The 17,288-nt window shown below is 37.1% G+C and carries 18 protein-coding genes, 1 pseudogene and 1 riboswitch; of the genes and pseudogenes, 5 read left to right on the forward strand and 14 right to left on the reverse strand.

From position 1 onward, the window contains the following. Nucleotides 1-171 precede the first annotated feature (171 nt). Genes glmM through yidD form a run of 4 tightly spaced genes read right to left on the reverse strand, consistent with a single transcriptional unit; the run spans nucleotide 172 to nucleotide 3,715 of the window. Entirely contained in the window at nucleotides 172-1,530 is a 1,359-nt protein-coding gene (glmM, locus tag HMPREF2758_RS03965) for a phosphoglucosamine mutase (protein ID WP_070609263.1), read from the reverse strand. A gap of 40 nt (nucleotides 1,531-1,570) precedes the next feature. Then, on the reverse strand, nucleotides 1,571-2,554 hold the full coding sequence (locus HMPREF2758_RS03970; protein ID WP_006908373.1) for a CdaR family protein: 984 nt from the start codon (nucleotides 2,552-2,554) through the stop codon (nucleotides 1,571-1,573). Then, on the reverse strand, nucleotides 2,547-3,407 hold the full coding sequence (gene cdaA / locus HMPREF2758_RS03975; RefSeq protein WP_016648700.1) for a diadenylate cyclase CdaA: 861 nt from the start codon (nucleotides 3,405-3,407) through the stop codon (nucleotides 2,547-2,549). The genes HMPREF2758_RS03970 and cdaA overlap by 8 nt, the downstream gene beginning before the upstream one ends. A gap of 59 nt (nucleotides 3,408-3,466) precedes the next feature. Further along, on the reverse strand, nucleotides 3,467-3,715 hold the full coding sequence (yidD, locus tag HMPREF2758_RS03980) for a membrane protein insertion efficiency factor YidD (protein ID WP_016648699.1): 249 nt from the start codon (nucleotides 3,713-3,715) through the stop codon (nucleotides 3,467-3,469). A gap of 79 nt (nucleotides 3,716-3,794) precedes the next feature. Here yidD and HMPREF2758_RS03985 point away from each other — a divergent pair, with 79 nt between their 5' ends. Further along, entirely contained in the window at nucleotides 3,795-4,883 is a 1,089-nt protein-coding gene (locus HMPREF2758_RS03985) for a M24 family metallopeptidase (protein WP_070609264.1), read from the forward strand. Nucleotides 4,884-4,885: 2 nt separating this feature from the next. Further along, entirely contained in the window at nucleotides 4,886-5,890 is a 1,005-nt protein-coding gene (locus HMPREF2758_RS03990; protein WP_070609267.1) for a biotin--[acetyl-CoA-carboxylase] ligase, read from the forward strand. A gap of 143 nt (nucleotides 5,891-6,033) precedes the next feature. Here the strand turns inward: HMPREF2758_RS03990 and HMPREF2758_RS03995 are convergent, their stop codons facing one another. The 10 genes from HMPREF2758_RS03995 to HMPREF2758_RS04040 all read right to left on the reverse strand — a co-directional run bounded on the left by HMPREF2758_RS03995 (nucleotide 6,034) and on the right by HMPREF2758_RS04040 (nucleotide 15,636). Continuing rightward, nucleotides 6,034-6,837 carry a formate/nitrite transporter family protein gene (locus tag HMPREF2758_RS03995; protein ID WP_070609269.1) on the reverse strand — a complete coding sequence of 268 codons (804 nt, stop codon included), beginning with the start codon at nucleotides 6,835-6,837 and terminating at the stop codon, nucleotides 6,034-6,036. Between the two features lie 18 nt (nucleotides 6,838-6,855). Next, nucleotides 6,856-8,190, reverse strand: a complete 1,335-nt coding sequence (locus HMPREF2758_RS04000; RefSeq protein ID WP_070609271.1) for a polysaccharide deacetylase family protein — start codon at nucleotides 8,188-8,190, stop codon at nucleotides 6,856-6,858. Between the two features lie 260 nt (nucleotides 8,191-8,450). Then, nucleotides 8,451-9,011 (reverse strand): energy-coupled thiamine transporter ThiT, encoded by a 561-nt coding sequence (gene thiT / locus HMPREF2758_RS04005; protein ID WP_070609272.1) that lies wholly within the window; start codon nucleotides 9,009-9,011, stop codon nucleotides 8,451-8,453. 52 nt (nucleotides 9,012-9,063) lie between these two features. Beyond that, nucleotides 9,064-9,162: riboswitch (TPP riboswitch) on the reverse strand. A gap of 292 nt (nucleotides 9,163-9,454) precedes the next feature. Continuing rightward, nucleotides 9,455-10,069 carry a sigma-70 family RNA polymerase sigma factor gene (locus HMPREF2758_RS04010; RefSeq protein WP_070609274.1) on the reverse strand — a complete coding sequence of 205 codons (615 nt, stop codon included), beginning with the start codon at nucleotides 10,067-10,069 and terminating at the stop codon, nucleotides 9,455-9,457. A gap of 9 nt (nucleotides 10,070-10,078) precedes the next feature. Continuing rightward, on the reverse strand, nucleotides 10,079-10,618 hold the full coding sequence (locus tag HMPREF2758_RS04015; RefSeq protein ID WP_070609276.1) for an NYN domain-containing protein: 540 nt from the start codon (nucleotides 10,616-10,618) through the stop codon (nucleotides 10,079-10,081). A gap of 7 nt (nucleotides 10,619-10,625) precedes the next feature. Beyond that, the gene (gene rlmB / locus HMPREF2758_RS04020) at nucleotides 10,626-11,459 is read right to left on the reverse strand and encodes a 23S rRNA (guanosine(2251)-2'-O)-methyltransferase RlmB (RefSeq protein ID WP_070609277.1); all 834 of its coding nucleotides are present in this window, start codon (nucleotides 11,457-11,459) and stop codon (nucleotides 10,626-10,628) included. Beyond that, entirely contained in the window at nucleotides 11,452-11,895 is a 444-nt protein-coding gene (locus tag HMPREF2758_RS04025; protein ID WP_070609279.1) for a Mini-ribonuclease 3, read from the reverse strand. Before HMPREF2758_RS04025 ends, rlmB begins: the two co-directional genes overlap by 8 nt. A 1-nt stretch (nucleotide 11,896) precedes the next feature. Further along, nucleotides 11,897-13,321: a cysteine--tRNA ligase gene (gene cysS, locus HMPREF2758_RS04030; protein WP_006908385.1), complete on the reverse strand. Its 1,425-nt coding sequence runs from the start codon at nucleotides 13,319-13,321 to the stop codon at nucleotides 11,897-11,899. Nucleotides 13,322-13,430: 109 nt separating this feature from the next. Beyond that, nucleotides 13,431-14,438 carry a lipoate--protein ligase gene (locus HMPREF2758_RS04035; RefSeq protein ID WP_006908386.1) on the reverse strand — a complete coding sequence of 336 codons (1,008 nt, stop codon included), beginning with the start codon at nucleotides 14,436-14,438 and terminating at the stop codon, nucleotides 13,431-13,433. A 55-nt stretch (nucleotides 14,439-14,493) separates the two neighbouring features. Further along, nucleotides 14,494-15,636, reverse strand: a complete 1,143-nt coding sequence (locus HMPREF2758_RS04040) for an ArgE/DapE family deacylase (RefSeq protein ID WP_070609280.1) — start codon at nucleotides 15,634-15,636, stop codon at nucleotides 14,494-14,496. 377 nt (nucleotides 15,637-16,013) lie between these two features. Here HMPREF2758_RS04040 and HMPREF2758_RS04045 point away from each other — a divergent pair, with 377 nt between their 5' ends. The 3 genes and pseudogenes from HMPREF2758_RS04045 to HMPREF2758_RS04055 all read left to right on the forward strand — a co-directional run. Then, the gene (locus HMPREF2758_RS04045; protein ID WP_000420682.1) at nucleotides 16,014-16,328 is read left to right on the forward strand and encodes a YdcP family protein; all 315 of its coding nucleotides are present in this window, start codon (nucleotides 16,014-16,016) and stop codon (nucleotides 16,326-16,328) included. Between the two features lie 15 nt (nucleotides 16,329-16,343). Then, complete coding sequence (locus tag HMPREF2758_RS04050; protein ID WP_000985015.1) at nucleotides 16,344-16,730, forward strand: YdcP family protein; 387 nt, start codon at nucleotides 16,344-16,346, stop codon at nucleotides 16,728-16,730. Between the two features lie 28 nt (nucleotides 16,731-16,758). Further along, nucleotides 16,759-17,288: pseudogene (locus tag HMPREF2758_RS04055) on the forward strand (hypothetical protein); the annotation flags it as partial.

A 17,288-nucleotide genomic window follows, 5' to 3' on the forward strand; every position in this document is an offset into this window, starting at 1 on the left:
AGCCGGTTTTTTGGTGGACTTATGTCACAGCCCCTTTTTAATAACATAAATTTCACATATATAACACGCCTCTGTGATTTATGGGCATTTAAAAAATTTGAAACAAAAAGTAACCTCTGCTCAACCATTTTAGGGCACTTGAAGAGATCACTCTTGATTAACATGATCTTTTTAGTCTTCTAATCCTCTAACTTCCTGAATGACATCCGCAATCATTCGACTGTATTCCGTCGCCAATAAATCAGTCTCAGCCTCGACCATAACACGAAGAAGAGGTTCTGTACCACTAGGACGAACCAAAATCCGTCCCTGTCCCTGCATCATTTCTTCAACTTTTTGAATAACTTGTTGAACCGCGGGTTCATCCATCACTGTTTTTTTATCTCGAACCTTTACATTAACTAATTTCTGTGGATAAAGCGTCACTTCAGCTGCCAATTCTGATAAAGATTTACCCGACCCTTTCATCACTGACATTAACTGGATCGCCGTCAGCAAACCATCTCCTGTAGTATTCCAATTAAGGAAAACAATATGCCCTGACTGTTCGCCACCTAAATTGTAATCTTGAGCACGCATAGCTTCCACTACAAAACGGTCACCAACAGCCGTTTGAACAGACTTCATTTCATTTGCTTCCAAAGCCTTATAGAATCCTATATTACTCATTACAGTCGATACAATGGTATCTTGATTTAACCGACCTTTTTGTTGTAATAGTTTGCCACAAATGAACATAATCTTATCGCCATCTACAATCTGGCCCTTTTCATCTACCGCAATTAAGCGATCACCATCTCCGTCAAAAGCCAATCCTAGATCGGCTTCCTTCTCTAGAACAAAATTTTGAAGTTGTTCGGGATGGGTAGAACCACACGCTTGATTAATATTCAAGCCATCAGGTCGGTCACCCATGGTATAAAAGTCGGTATCCAAATCAGCAAACAGCTGATTAATTAACGGTGCCGTAGCTCCATTAGCTGAGTCAACAGCTACACGAAGTCCTGACAAATCAACCGTTGTTGTAGAATATAAGAAATTAAGGTATTTAATAACCCCTTCATGAAATTCATCGATAATTCCTAAGCCTTCTGCACATGGACGAGGCAAATGATCTTCCTCTTGATCCAACAGCTCTTCAATCTCAGCTTCTTGATCGTCAGACAACTTAAAACCGTCTGCTGCAAAGAACTTAATTCCATTATCTCCAACTGGATTATGTGAAGCTGAGATCATCACTCCAGCGACAGCTTTTTGGGTCCGTGTTAAATACGCAACTGCTGGTGTAGGAACAACACCAAGATGCATCACTTCAATCCCCACAGACAAGAGCCCCGCGATTAAAGCAGACTCCAACATAGAACCAGATATTCTTGTATCACGGCCCACTAATACTCTAGGCACCTCAACATCTTCTGCATGTTGCAAAAGGACATAGCCACCACATCGACCTAATCTAAAAACAAGCTCTGGACTTAATTCGAGATTCGCTATACCTCTAACACCATCAGTTCCAAAATATTTTCCCATTTTCATTCTCCATTCATTATCAATTCATTCGTAGTTATATCTATTCTTTTTTAGATTCCTTGGCTCCCAGATCCTCCACTGTTACTTTAACATTAACCTGGTTCGTGTCTGCTCCTGTAATTCCAGTTGGAAGATTTAAGATACCTGTGACCGTTTGAGACTTCTCAACTTGAGATACATCGACAACTAGTTCGACACTTTCAATTTGATTGAGGTCTTCTTGTCTTCCATAAAGAACCACCGAATGTCGATCCACTGGATCATATTGATAGGATTTTTTTGTATTATCTTCACCAATCGGAGTGACTTTCAAAGGAACTGATTTAGAATTAGCTTCTAAATTAACTTTTGTTTTTATATCGACGACATCAGCGTTCACATCCAATAAGTCACCATTTTTATCTAAAATCTGTAAGCGATATGTATTTGAAAAACTCTCAGATATTTCGTCTTCTGAACTGATTTTTATGCCTACAAAATCAATCGCATCAATCACTTCTTGCTTTCCAATCAATTTAACTTGTTTAGGATCAGTCTCAACAGAGCCCACTTTTACTGAGGAACTTAATTGTAAGTTGGAAACATCATATTCCACCGGTAAGGTAATAGCCTTACGCTTTTCAACATCAACCAATACACTTGAGGGACTAATCCGATAACTAATCTCTTGAGGTAATCCCTCAATTTTTAAACGAAGTTTAGTTTGACCAATATCTCCTGAAGAAATTTCTTCTGTCTGTACAATAAAACTCTCGCGGGTCACTTGATTAATAATATTGCGTGGGCCTTCTAACTTGACGGTCACCGTTTCATTAAGATCTGAAACATAAATATCATCAGGATGTTTCCCCAAAAGTAAAGGAATATTATACATCGTTTCAGAAGTATTCACTGAACTAGCCATTTGTGTATTAAAGGCTGCTCTTCTGGAATAATTTTCGTTACTCACAAAAGTATAAATAAACAAAGCAAAAACCAAGGATATTAACCGTACAGCCCACTTATTCTCAAAAAGTTTATTCATTTGAATCCCCTCCTTGTTTCGGAGTTTTTTCATTCCAGAAATCTTTTATGATCTTAATAAAGCTAGGTTGATCCTCTTCCTCTGTATCTGTATACAAGTATTGCAATAGTAACTGGTGCAACTCTTCCAAATTCAAATCTCGATGTAAAAAATCGTTCTTGACAATAGAAATAGCTCCGGTTTCTTCAGAAACAATGAGTGTTAATGCATCTGTTACTTCTCCTAAACCAATCGCTGCCCGATGCCTTGTTCCAAGCTCTTTTGGAATAGTTCGACTCTCTGATAAAGGCAAGTAGCAAGATGCCGCAGCAATTCGGTAATCACTAATAATTACCGCTCCATCATGTAGAGGGGTATTTGGAATAAAAATATTAATTAATAATTGACTGGAAACATCCGAATCCAAGTCGATACCGGTTGAAATGTATTCTAACAAAGGATCTTCATTCTCAATTGAGATCAATGCTCCAATCTTACGCTTAGACATATAAAGTAAAGATTTTTCCAAATCATCAATCAATTGCTCGCTGGCATTGCGTTGTGATTGACGATTCCGAAAAAGACTCCGACCTAAATTTTCCAATGCTTTTCGAAGCTCAGGTTGGAAAAGAATAATCAAGGCAACCACACCCCAAGAAATAACTTGGCCTAATAACCAATCAACGGTTTGCAAACCAATTGTTTGACTGAGAAACTTGGCCACCAAAATTAAAGCAATTCCTTGCAGCAAATTCATTGTCCTTGTTTTTCGAGCATATTTAATTAAGGTGTAAATAACTGCCCAAACAATAACGATATCTAAAACACTGACAATCGGTTGGTTGCCCAAAAAATGATTTAACCAACTAAACATATACTCACCTACTTTTCTTCCTTCATTCTATCATATTGACAAATATAGACTAGAATTATTTAGTGCTTTTCTTCATTTCGTTTTAACGAAAAATTATCTGGTACTAAATCAAGCCCTCCTCTTGCAAATGGATGACAACGTAAAATTCTGGCTAAGGCCATTAATCCTCCTTTTAATAGACCAAATCGACTGATTGCTTCAATCGCATAATTAGAACAGGTTGGACGGTAGCGACAAGAAGGAGGTGTTAGAGGAGATAGATATTTTTGATAGATCCGAATTAAGCCGATAGCCGCATTTTTTATCATAATCTTACTCCTTTGATTGAATTGATCTTATTATTCATTATAATAGTTTTAAAGCAGATATACCATGAGGAGGATTTTTATGGAAAAAGAACGTCTGAATAACGTATTAGATAAAATGGCTGACTGCCAAGTGAACAATCTCTTAGTAACCGACCCTAGCTCGATTGATTATTTAATCAACTATCATACAGATCCCGGTGAACGACTCCTTGCACTACTTATCCCACTCGAAGGACAGCCTACACTCATTCTTAACAAACTTTTCCCCGAATATATCGACCCTTCTGAAACAATTCATCAGATTCATTACAGCGATGGCGAAGATATTATTAGCACTATCAGCAAACTGCTCCATCCCGGTCTAACCGGAATCGATAAAGTCTGGCCTAGTCATTTTCTCTTAGACTTAATGACCAAGCGCCAGGATATTGATTATTGTAATGGCAGTCTAATTATTGATCAAATCCGTAGTATCAAGACTCCAGCAGAAATTGAAAAAATGCTTGATGCTTCTCATCGCAATGACCAAGCGGTCGGCCGATTAATCGATCTCCTTCCGCAAGCCCTCAGTGAGACAGAAATGACCGAAAAATTAGCTACGATCTACCAAGAATTGGATTGTGATGGATTCTCTTTCGAACCGATTGTCGCCTACGGTGCTAATGCAGCCGATCCTCACCATGTTACCGATCAATCAAAACCTCAACCTGGACAATGCGTCGTATTAGATATTGGTTCCTCTCGTCATGGGTACTGTTCAGATATGACCCGCACCGTCTTCTTTGAAGAGGTTTCTGATGAGGACCGTCATGTATACGAAACGGTCTTAAAAGCCAACTTAGCGGCTATTGAACAAGTTAAACCTGGTGTCTCTTTTGCATCCATTGATAAAGCAGCACGGTCAGTCATTGAAAAAGCTGGCTATGGTCAATACTTCACCCACCGAACAGGACACTCGATCGGTAGGGATGTTCATGAGTATGGGGATGTAGGTCCCTTTAACCAAGACCTTGTCCAAGTAGGCAATACCTTCTCAATCGAACCAGGTATCTATATTCCTGGTCGCATTGGAGTTCGTATCGAAGACCTTGTCGTAGTCACAAAAGACGGTTGTAAAGTCTTAAATGATTATCCTAAAGAGCTTAAAATCATCAAAAAAGATCGTTAATTATGACACAAAGTCTCAAAGAAAAAATTCTAGAAAAATTCATTCATCAAACAAAGCCTCTCTCAGGAACGCAATTAGCCCAAGAATTTCAGGTTTCAAGGAATGCTATTTGGAAAAGCATCCAGAGTCTTAACCAATCCGGCTATCAAATCCAAGCTAAGAAAGGTAGTGGCTATTTACTTGAATCTCTCAAAAGGGAAATCGATCCCTTACAAATCTCAATCCATACTAAAGATTCTTTCTTAAAACCTGTCATTTTTCATAAAAAAATAGTCTCGTCAACCAATGATTGGGCAAAAGAATACAGCTTTAAAGCAAATTTTCAAAATGCCCTATTTATTGCTGACCAACAAACCCAGGGACGTGGAAGATATGGGAACTCCTTTTATTCGCAATTAGAAAACGGTCTTTACTTTTCATTGTTATTAAAAGCTGATCCCCTCATCCATCAAAAATTAGACTATCTTACAATGATCGCAGCCGTAGCCCTAACTAAGACCCTAAACCCTTATCTTGATACTAGCTTAAAAATCAAATGGGTGAATGATCTTTTCTACCAAGGGAAAAAAGTTGCTGGAATCCTTACGGAAGCCAATTTTAGTCTGGAAAGTCAAGAATTAACCAGCGTAATTGTTGGAATAGGTCTCAATCTATCCGGATCTTTCCCTCCAAAAAATGAAGACGCACTCCCATTTGCAGGAACCCTCTTTAAGAAAAGTTTGCCTAAAGATTTTTCAAAAAACCAATTCTTAAGTCAATTACTCCATCAATTTTGTGATGAATTAACAAGAGAAACCGAGCTGATTTTAAGGGATTATGAAGATTTATTAATGGGAAAAGGCTGTATTATAAATTTTCAACAAGACGGTACTCACTACCAAGGAACCCTTCTAGGGATTGATGCAAAGGGACATTTAAAAGTTCGCCTCATAAATAACCAAATAATCACTCTTTCTAGTGGCCAAGTCCATCTAGGAAGTCAACAATTTTATCAGCTTGACAGTTAGTTCCGACATAAACTTTTAATAGCACCAGTTAGTCCTAAAATAAATCCGACTAACTAGACAAATAAAATCCGCGTTGTTGAAGAACAAACAACGCGGATTTTATCTAATTATTAATAGTAACTCTATTATTTCAAAAATGATATTTAGTCTCTTAAAGATAGACCCTCATCATTTAACCAGGCGTATACAAGCCCCATCACCAAACCACCACCAATATAATTACCTACCCAAGCAACTACCCAAGCTAATAAAACAGGTATAACTTGAATAAAATCCGATTCATAGGAGGAAAAAGCCACCATCGCAAACGAACCAAAATTAGCCACCACGTGCTCATAACCTAAAAATACAAACATAAAAATGGCTCCAAAAACTAGTAATAACTTTGCAAACTCCGTTTTTGCCAATAAGTAACCTAAAATCGCAATATTTACAAAAATATTCGCTGCAATCGCCTCGATGAATACTTGCATTAATCCTTTAGATAGTTTACCTGCAACGGTAGTCACAATAAAACTTTCCGCTGTTAAATGACTAAATGCCCCTGTATTAGATACTAATAAAGCAGCCACAATGGCCCCTAGTAAATTACCTAAAGTACAAAACGCAAGGATTTGACAGGCCTTTTTTGGCTTAATTAATTGATGATACATTCCCACAGTTAAATACATCATATTAGAAGTCACTAATTCATGATGTAAAAAGAGGATAAAAGAAAGACCAAATGCAAATAAGAAAGAATAGATAAATTTTCCCACTTGTGGATTCGTAATATTAATATAATCCGCTGCATAGACTCCCGCTGCTGTAGCTAAAACCAACATAGCACCGGCATACATAGACCGAACAAAATAACGTGCTTTACTTTGTTCGAATAAAGCTTCTTTCTTAGCAACCGCTCCGGCTATCGTCGAAACAAATGCACTCTGTGTATTCAAATTTTCCATCTCTAATCTCCTATCATTTTATTCTGCAAAATAACGTAACTTAAATGACAATTCATCAGGTCCTACAAAAGCGTAACCTAGTTCCTTTAACTTAGGAATTAACTGATCGACTGCCTCGGGCGTGGCTGGGTGATTATCATGCATTAAAATTAATGAATGATGTTGCAAGGAACGATCTACCTCATTTAAAATAGCTTGCGTATTATGGCTTGACCAATCCATGGTATCAATATTCCAAAGTATCGATGTCATTCCCTGTTTAGCCATCAAATCGACCACTCGTTTCCCACCCGCTCCAAAAGGTAACCGATATAGATTCGGTTCAAAACCACAGGCAGCTTTTATAGCCATTTGAGTCCACTCAAACTGCTTTAAAATCTCTTCATCACTACATTTCCTTAAATCCGGATGGTTATAGGTATGATTCCCGATAATATGGCCTTCATCATAAATTCGCTTGGTTAATTCCGGATACTTATCCACATTTCCTCCCACGAGAAAGAAGGTGGCCTTGACGCCATGTTTTTTCAAAACATCCAAAAGCCAAGGAGTATATTCAGGATTTGGCCCATCATCAAAGGTTAAAGAAACTAAAGGCTCCTGATCAAATTCACTAGCTCGTAAAGCTATTTTTAAAAAAGGACTTTCTTTTAAGCTCTCCCTAAACTCCGCTGAATAGTCACCATACTGAGCTCCTTTTAAAATGATCTCCGCTAAACGGTCAGCTTTGGACTGCAATGCCTGCCGCAACGATTCGGCTTGTGGTTGATTTGCTAAATCTCTATAACATGCTTCAAATTTCAGGTATTCCTTTAATCCTGGTTCAATATCTCCCCGCACCTTAATATTAAGATCTCTATTTTGAACAACCTCTTGAGCCTCGTCGATTGATTGTAAAAGATCCATACCTTCTTGGTAAATTTGACAAGCAGGGCTGTTTACTGTTTTCCCTTGACAAGCCTTTAATTTTTCTTCTAGTTCCTTTCGATCCAGATCTGCGCGAAGTAATTTATTATCACCCTGATTAGTTTGAAAAATACTCCGAGCCGTCTGTAACTCATCAAAGGCACGTTGAAAAGTCACATATTTTTTTTTGAAAGGTAACCCCCCAACAAGTGGCATCTGATTAACAATAGCGGCAAGATGATCTAAATCTTCCTGTTTAGCATTTTTATCCAGGCCTTTAGTCTCTGATTGCAGCTGATCTACAGCTACTTGATACTGGTTAACTAAGGCTTTAGACGGTTTTTGCCAATATACAATTAATAGACACAAAACCAACCCCAGCAATGCCGCGCCGACTTTGGAACTGAAGAATTTCGGTTGAAAATTTATTTTTTTAATTTTTCTCATCTCATCCCTCTTTCTTCTACTCTTTCTATTATATACGATATTACCTAGAAATGACATGCTCCTTTGACCATATTACTTTGACGCAAAAATTTAACAGCTTACGAGTTCTTATTACTACTTTTAGATTAGTTAAACATATTAACTCAGGCTAATCTATCTCCTTTTTTCAGAATACCAATTCCGTTTATCCTTAACTCCAAAAAAGACTGAAACCTATTAAAAGTCTCAGTCTTAATCGATAAAATATCAGATATTCTAGTTTAGTTTAAATAATAATCCCTTTGAAATAGTTTAGGATACCGTTTGTAAATGATAACCAAAATGAATGCTGTCGCAAGCGCTGTTAACAAAGCACTCGCTCCATTCATAACTAATGAAAAGAAAACAGGAGACCAACCTTCCGGGGCATATTCTCCCCAATAAATAAAACCAGCAACAAAATGCCAAAAGAAACGTGCAAAGGTTGCTAAAAAAGAAGCCCAAATAATCACCTGTTCTTTTTTTAGTGTTAAATGAAATTGCTTAGCGCATAATCCACCAAAGCCTGCAAAAAGATAAGCAATAACATATTCAATAACCACTTGAATTGGGCCTAAATAATATACCTTCCCTAAAACAAAATGTAATAATCCCCAAATAAGGCCACTAACCAAACCCATTTTCAGACCCAGTTTCAATGAAATCAATACCAAAGGAATCATCCCCAAAGAAATAGTCAATGAAGAACCAATATTAGTAGGCAGAAGAGAAAGAACAATAGCTAAGCCCGCAAAAATAGCCGCTTGAACAAAAGCTAACACCGACTGGTTTTTATTTGACATAAAAAAGCTCCTTACTGAAAATAGTAAAGAGCATAAATAAGCCTAAACAAGTCTATAATCCTACAGTAATCCCTACGCACGCATTAACGTATTCAGGTTCTAGGGTCTAGATCAAATCTACTCTCAGCCATGGGCTCCCCTTTACTAATTTCTTTTATTTAATTGCTGTTATCTTAGCATTTTTAGTGCAGAAAGTAAATAGAACGGCCTTGCCTAAACGATTCATAATTTGAATATATTAATCGCAAGATAGAATATGATTAACAAAATTAGATTATTCTAAATCTTCCGCTTGAAAATAAAGCCGTCGACTATTTAAAAGAGGCAATGGTTCTTAGCCACAGCCTCTTTAATGATTCGTATCTTGATTAGATAAGTAGAACACCTAATATTTTTTAAATGTTCTATAATATTATCTAATTAAACGATTAAGCCATCATCTATTATTCATGATGAATCAGTTTATTCAACTTGTCTTTTGCCCGTCGAACCGCATGTCTTACTTTATTATAGTCTTGACTCGTCTCTTCTGCTATCTCACGCACCGACATACCCCTAAACAAATAATACCGCATGACATCATGTTCAAAATCACTCAACTGATCAATAAAGCGACGAATCGTATCTTGGGCCATAAGAATCTCCTCTGGAGAATTACGCATAAAATCGTTTTCCCCCAATGAAGAACACTGTAATTTAAAGTCTGACTCAAAATAAGGTAGATCCTCCAAAGAAGCATTAACCTCTTGAATGACTTCTTTTCTTTTTTGATCCTTCTTAGCTAATTGAAACACTCGATTCATAATCACCGCTTTTAAATAAGATGCAAAGTAAGAACCGTAATTTACATCAAAATACTGAATCCCTAAATAAAGTTGAATAAAACCTTCTTGAAAAATATCCTCCGGTTCATATCCTTCAATTTTCATTTGATAGGCCATTTTAGTAAACAAAGGCTTAAAACGATCCAACAGAGTCATAAATGCCAACTCATCCTGCAAATTATTTTGTAACAATTGCACTAAAACTTCATTGGTTAAATCATGATATTGGGTCATTTTGACCTCCTATTTTTTATTTTTTTTTAAAGATAGTCTCAGCTCATCCAAATGCTTTAATTGATCAATACGCCAAGGACTCCGTCTCCTCATCCGTGCAGAATAATAGGCCTGAATATCTTGATTAACTTGAGCTTGCGACTGCTTAACTTCTAATAGCAATTCTTGAGCAGACATTCGCAAAGCACCTTTTTGAAAAATAAGCCACTGCTCTGCTTGGTCACTGGTAGCCACCACGACTCGATTTAATGGAGAAATCCAACGCCCTACTTCTTTTTCAATATAAGAATCAGCGGTTTGATTCTCTTGCGTATAAACAACCTCAATTTGACCAATATTTACTTGCTTAGATAAACCCGAAACAAATTGCGCATCAAAAACAACGATTATTTTAATATCTCGATATTTTTGATAATCCGATAATATAAATAATAGACGATCTCTCGCTTGAGCTATCTCATTCTTTCGTTGTAATTTTGCTAGTTCTGGCCAAGAGCCAATCATGTTATAACCATCTACCCACAATATTTCGCGGCGTTGATAAAACATAATTTGCCTAGCCTTTCATTCTAAATCGCGCCACTTCATACATCAACAGCGCCGCTGCAACGGAAGCATTTAGACTTTGGACATGACCTACCATCGGAATCGTCACCACTCCATCCGCATTCTTTTTAACGAGATCGGACACGCCGGATCCTTCATTGCCAATGATAACTGCAATCGATCCCTGAGTTCGCCAAGACCGCATATCTTCACCTTCCATATCACTTGCAAAGACCCAAACTCCTTGTTGTTTCAACTGATTAATGACTTGAACCAGATTAGTCACTCTAATCACGGGAACATGCTCAATGGCCCCTGTTGAAGTCTTGGCAACGGTAGCCGTTAATGAAGCAGATCGTCTTTTTGGAATAATAATTCCATGTACACCTACAGCATCGGCTGTTCTAAGAATTGAACCCAGATTATGGGGATCTTCAATTCCATCTAAAATAATAAAAAACGGCTCCTCCTCTCTTAACTTAGCTAAATTAAAGGCATCCTCTAACTCAGAATATTGATAAGGAGGGATACTTGCAACTACTCCTTGATGTACAGCTCCTTCTACCAACACATCTAACTTAGATTTTGGAACCACTTGGTAAACGATTCCAAATTCGTTTGCCAAACTTATTATATCTGTTAAGTGTCTTTCTGTGAAGCCTTTTTGTAAAAATATTTTATTGGTATTATGGTGACTTTTTAGATGTTCTAATACTGCATGTTTCCCATAGATAAATTCACAATCCTTATCTCTTTCCTTGTTGTTAAGGCTTTTCTTTCGTTCGATATTTTTTTTAATTCTTGTTTGTTGGGAATTTTTTTGATTTTTTGATGGTTTAGTCATATTTTCCCTCCGACTTATTAATAAATTTTATAGATGAATCGATCAGTTTTTGGCATCGTTCATCCTGATTTGTTAAATGCAACCAACCAATTAATGCCTCAAATCCTGTTGATCGACTATAATCTGCCATCGAAGCATTTTTAGCCTTAGTATTTATTTTATGGTTACGACCCCTTTTGAAAATCTCAATTTCTGCTTGTGTTAGAAAATCTTCCTGATTTAACCAGCTATTAATTACTTGAGCTTGAGCAGTCGCTGCAACATATTTAACTGCAGCCTGATGCAGTCGATGAACTTTTGTTTTTCCTTGCTTGACTACATATTCCCGAACTGCAAGCTCATAAACAGCATCTCCTATATAAGCCAAAGCAGCCCCATTTAATAAGGTAAATGGGACTGTTGAATTTCCTGTAGCATTGTCATTATGATTTTTCAAACTAAACCCTCTTCCATCGTGTACCCTGTTGTGTATCATCAAGAATAATGCCCATCTCTTTTAGTTCAGCCCTAATAGCATCAGCTCGAACAAAATCACGATCCAAACGTGCTTGCTGCCGCTCTTTAATAAGTGCTTCAATCGTTTCATCCAGTCCTTCTTCTTGTAAAAAAGCTAAACCAAATATAGCTAATAATTGACTTAACTTGGTTTCAAAATAACTTAAGGTATCTTCATCAACCTTGTCTAAATCTAGATACTGGTTCACACTTTTAATCATTTCAAAAAGAGCTGATAAAGCATTGGCGGTGTTAAAGTCATCGTCCATCGCTAATTCAAAGTCTCTCAGCTTTTGATCAAAAGTAGCCAAAATAGTTTGAGCAGATGCCACCTCTCCTTGACCTAAGTGATTCTTTCGATAAGTTATTTTTTGCATAACTTCTCGAATTCGCTTTAACTCAGCCTTGGCATTATCAAGTGCATTTTGATCATAGCGTAAAGGCCGACGATAATGAACACTAGACAATAAATAACGAATAACCATCGGATCTTCTTTTTCTAATAATTCTCGTAATAATACAAAATTACCTAGAGACTTAGACATTTTTTCGTCATCTTGCCCGATGGTGACAAAACCATTGTGCAACCAATACTTTGCAAAAGGATGATGATCCGTATAAGATTCTGACTGAGCGATCTCATTTTCATGGTGTGGAAATTGTAAATCTTGTCCTCCACCATGAATATCCAATTCTTGCCCTAGATACTTAGTTGACATCACTGAGCATTCAATATGCCATCCAGGCCTTCCTAAGCCCCAAGGCGATTCCCATGAAATCTCAGATTGATCTTTATTACGTTTCCATAAAGCAAAATCTAAAGGACTCTCTTTCAACTGGGCATCCTCTGCTGCCAAACGTTCGCTGGCCCCCATTTTTAAATCAGCAATTGATTGATCAGATAATTGACCATAAGCTTTAAATTTCTCGGTTCGATAATAAACATCACCTTGACTTTCATAGGCGTATCCTTTATCGATTAACACCTGGATATAGTCAATAATCTCAGGAATATTATCCATAACTCGTGGGTGGACCGTGGCTTCTTGTACATTAATTGCCGAAACATCTTCACGGTAGGCTTGAATATATTTATCAGCCAGTGCCTTTGGCGTCAATCCCTCTTCTTTGGCAGCTTTAATGATTTTGTCATCAACATCCGTAAAATTACTCACATAATTAACTTGATATCCCTTATATTCGAGGTAACGACGTATCGTATCAAAACAAACTGCAGAACGAGCATTACCAATATGAATATAATTATATACAGTCGGACCACAAACATAAAAATTCACACAATCCTTATGAATGGGCTCAAAGATCTCTTTTTTTCGTGATAATGTATTATAGACTCTTATTACCATAAGCTACCTTCTTTCCTATTTTATCTTATTATAACATCATCCAGGTACGATCACAGTTAAAAAAGCATCTTGAGGCAACAATGCCCCAAGATGCTTAAATGACCGACTATTAAGAGAAAATCATATCAGTTAATTCATTAGCCGAAACATCGCCAAAATATTTTTTTAGATCCAAAGACTCTAAAACAGCTTGAACCGCATGTCTTTCAAACTTAACTCCGTTCAATGCTTCCTCAACATCTTGAATGTCCCCTAAACCAAAGAAATCCCCGTAAATCTTAGCATTAGAAATTTTAGCATCCTTAATATTAAATCGCATGTCAATAAAGCCAATTGGAAATTTATTAACTGCTTTAATATCAAATTGAGGAGAATGGCCATAGTTCCAATCCCAATTACCAAAGCGTTCTTCTCTGATTTTATAGACAGCATCCCAATCTTCTTGAGTCAAATGATATTCTTTCACATCTTCTCGTTTATCCACATTGAAAATCTCTAATAATAACTTATCTCTAAATTCCTCAGTCGTTAATTTCTGATATTGCGGATCAACATATGGTTTAAGATTAGTGACTCTTGCACGAACAGACTTAACCCCTTTAGATTCATATTTAGCTTTATTTGGCTTTAAAGCATTATTAACTTCATCTAATTTTGAATCAAAGAGTATGGTTCCATGAGCTGTCATACGCCCTTTTTTAGCATACATCGCATTTCCAGAAAACTTTTTGCCATCGACCAACAGATCATTCCGCCCTTTTAATTCAGCTGTCGAAGCTCCCATCTTGTGTAAGGCTTCAATCACCGGTTTAGTGAAAGCGGCAAAATCTCTAAATGATCCATCATCATCTTTAATAAAACAAAAAGAAAAGTTTCCTAAATCGTGATATACTGCGCCACCCCCGGACATGCGGCGAACAATACGAATATCATGTTCATCGACATAGGACTGATTAATTTCTTCAAAGGTATTTTGGTTTCGACCAATAATAATCGAAGGGGCATTGATATAAAATAACAAGATGGGTTCATCGACTAGACGATTTTCGACGAGATAGGTTTCCAGAGCAATGTTGACGCTGGCATCATAATTATTTTGATTGTCTACAAAGTACATGAAATTCTCCTTTATATTAAACTTTAACGATTAACAACCACTACCCCTACTAAGCTTAATTCAAATAAGCTAGATAGACTTTTTGATAGATATCAATGAAGTCAAGGTATTCCTCTACCTTAATAAATTCATTTACCTGATGGGGTAGAGTGGGTTCACCCGGTCCATAAATTGCAAAGTCAAAATCTGATTTTCCAAAAATAAATTGCGCACCGTCAGTGGTTGGGCCAATACCTGACACAGGAACGTCTGATCCAACCACCGATTGAATAGCTTTTACTAAATCTGATTGGTCATCTTTATCTACTGGGAAATTATTCTGAGTCAACTCAATACTTAAATGACCCTCAATTTCTTGGTTGATTTCATCAATAATTTGATAAAGATCAGCTTCGATTTTATCATTTGGATATTCAGCAATTGAGCGAATATTTCCTTCAAGAACAGCCTTTTCAGGAATACTATTAATTTGAGAGCCACCTTGAATAATTGTAATAGCATGGGTTGTTCGACCTGTTTTTTCATTTTCATATTTATCAGTAATTTCTTGCATTCTTGCGTTAGCCTTAGTGATAAATAGATTCAACTGATTGATCGCATTGATTCCCTCTTCTGGCATCGATGAGTGTGAAGACTTGCCAACCGAAGTTACTTTATAGGACATCGAGCCTTTATGAGTAGATACAATCATAGAAGGACCACTTGGCTCACCAATTAATAAGCCATCCAAATCATCGGCATAACCCTTTTGAGTTAAGAATTTGGCACCAACCGTACCAATTTCCTCACCAACCGTTGCCATGTATTTAATTTTGCCCTTGAAGTCTTGACCTGACTCCTTTAATTCAATCATCGCAATAGCTAATCCAATAGTGCCGCCCTTCATATCTGTTGAACCGCGACCATAAAGCTTACCGTCGACAATTTCACCAGAGAAAGGTGGATAGGTCCATTCCGATTCATCTCCCGCAGAAACCACATCCATATGACCGGAGATAGCTAGAGTCTTTCCTGCTTGGCGACCTTCCAAAATTGCTACTAAGTTGGAACGCCCCGGAGCATACTCAACGAGTTCAGACTCAATACCATGATCCTTAAATAACTTTTGAATATATTTAGCAACTTCTTCTTCTTTATCATTCACAGATTTAATGCGTACAATATCTTGTAGTGCTTTGATTTTTTCTTCTTTTTTCATTTTATTCCTCCTTTTGTTTATTATATACTCTTTTTATAAATAAAAATAGCATAAAAATCTAGTTATCCGCATAAAAACTGGACTTATCACACTTTATCAAGGTCAAAACCACTCAATTTACTACTAATTTACTACTTATGAATGAGCTTTGATACGACGATTTATCCTTGAAAAGTGAAGATATAAAGATACTTCCAATAAAATTTGAATATTTAATAGGTAGACACTTCAAAAAATGAGGTGTCTATTTTTTTACCCGATTTTGAAAGGAAGTGAACTTATGAAAACAAAAAATCAAGAATCAAAAGGTCGTTCCCCACTCTTTAAGACCATCAAACATTCATTCAGCCAATAAAAAAGAAAGGATAGGTAAAAATATGGAACTTAAATTTGTGATTCCCAACATGGAAAAAACATTCGGCAATTTAGAATTTGCTGGCGAGGATAAAGTCGTTCAGCGAAGAATCAACGGACGGCTAACTGTCTTATCAAGAAGCTATAATCTCTATTCTGATGTTCAAAGAGCAGATGATATTGTGGTGGTGCTTCCTGCTGAAGCTGGCGAAAAACATTTCGGCTTTGAGGAACGTGTGAAGTTAGTCAATCCACGTATTACCGCAGAGGGCTACAAAATCGGCACTCGTGGTTTTACAAATTACCTTTTACATGCTGACGACATGATAAAAGAATAAAGAAAGAGAGGAAAAATGATGAGATTAGCAAATGGCATTGTATTAGATAAAGACACGACTTTTGGAGAATTGAAATTCTCTGCTCTACGTCGTGAAGTGAGAATCCAAAATGAAGACGGGTCGGTTTCAGATGAAATCAAGGAACGTACCTATGACTTAAAATCCAAAGGACAAGGACGCATGATTCAAGTAAGTATTCCTGCCAGCGTGCCTTTGAAAGAGTTTGATTATAACGCACGGGTGGAACTTATCAATCCCATTGCGGACACCGTTGCTACTGCCACCTATCAAGGAGCAGATGTTGACTGGTATATCAAGGCAGACGATATTGTGCTGACAAAGGATTCTAGTTCATTCAAAGCTCAACCACAAGCAAAGAAAGAACCGACACAAGACAAATAGTCGCTAGGTAGAAAGGAGACTTTTTCGCATGAAACAGCGTGGTAAAAGGATTCGCCCATCTGGTAAAGATTTAGTCTTTCATTTTACGATAGCGTCACTCCTGCCTGTTTTCCTGCTGGTTGTCGGACTGTTTCATGTGAAGACAATCCAGCAGATCAACTGGCAGGATTTTAACCTATCACAAGCAGATAAGATTGACATTCCCTATTTAATTATCAGTTTCAGTGTCGCAATTCTTATCTGCTTGCTGGTAGCGTTTGTATTCAAACGGGTTCGCTATGATACGGTTAAACAACTTTACCACCGTCAAAAACTGGCAAAGATGATACTTGAAAACAAGTGGTATGAATCTGAACAGGTCAAAACAGAGGGTTTCTTTAAAGATAGTGCTGGTCGTACAAAGGAAAAGATAACCTACTTCCCTAAAATGTATTATCGACTTAAAAATGGCTTGATACAGATACGGGTGGAAATCACGCTGGGAAAATATCAAGACCAACTCTTACACTTGGAAAAGAAATTAGAGAGTGGCTTGTACTGTGAGCTGACGGATAAAGA

This window comes from Facklamia sp. HMSC062C11, assembly GCF_001810675.1.
In the GTDB taxonomy this organism is placed as follows: Bacteria; Bacillota; Bacilli; order Lactobacillales; family Aerococcaceae; genus Facklamia; species Facklamia hominis.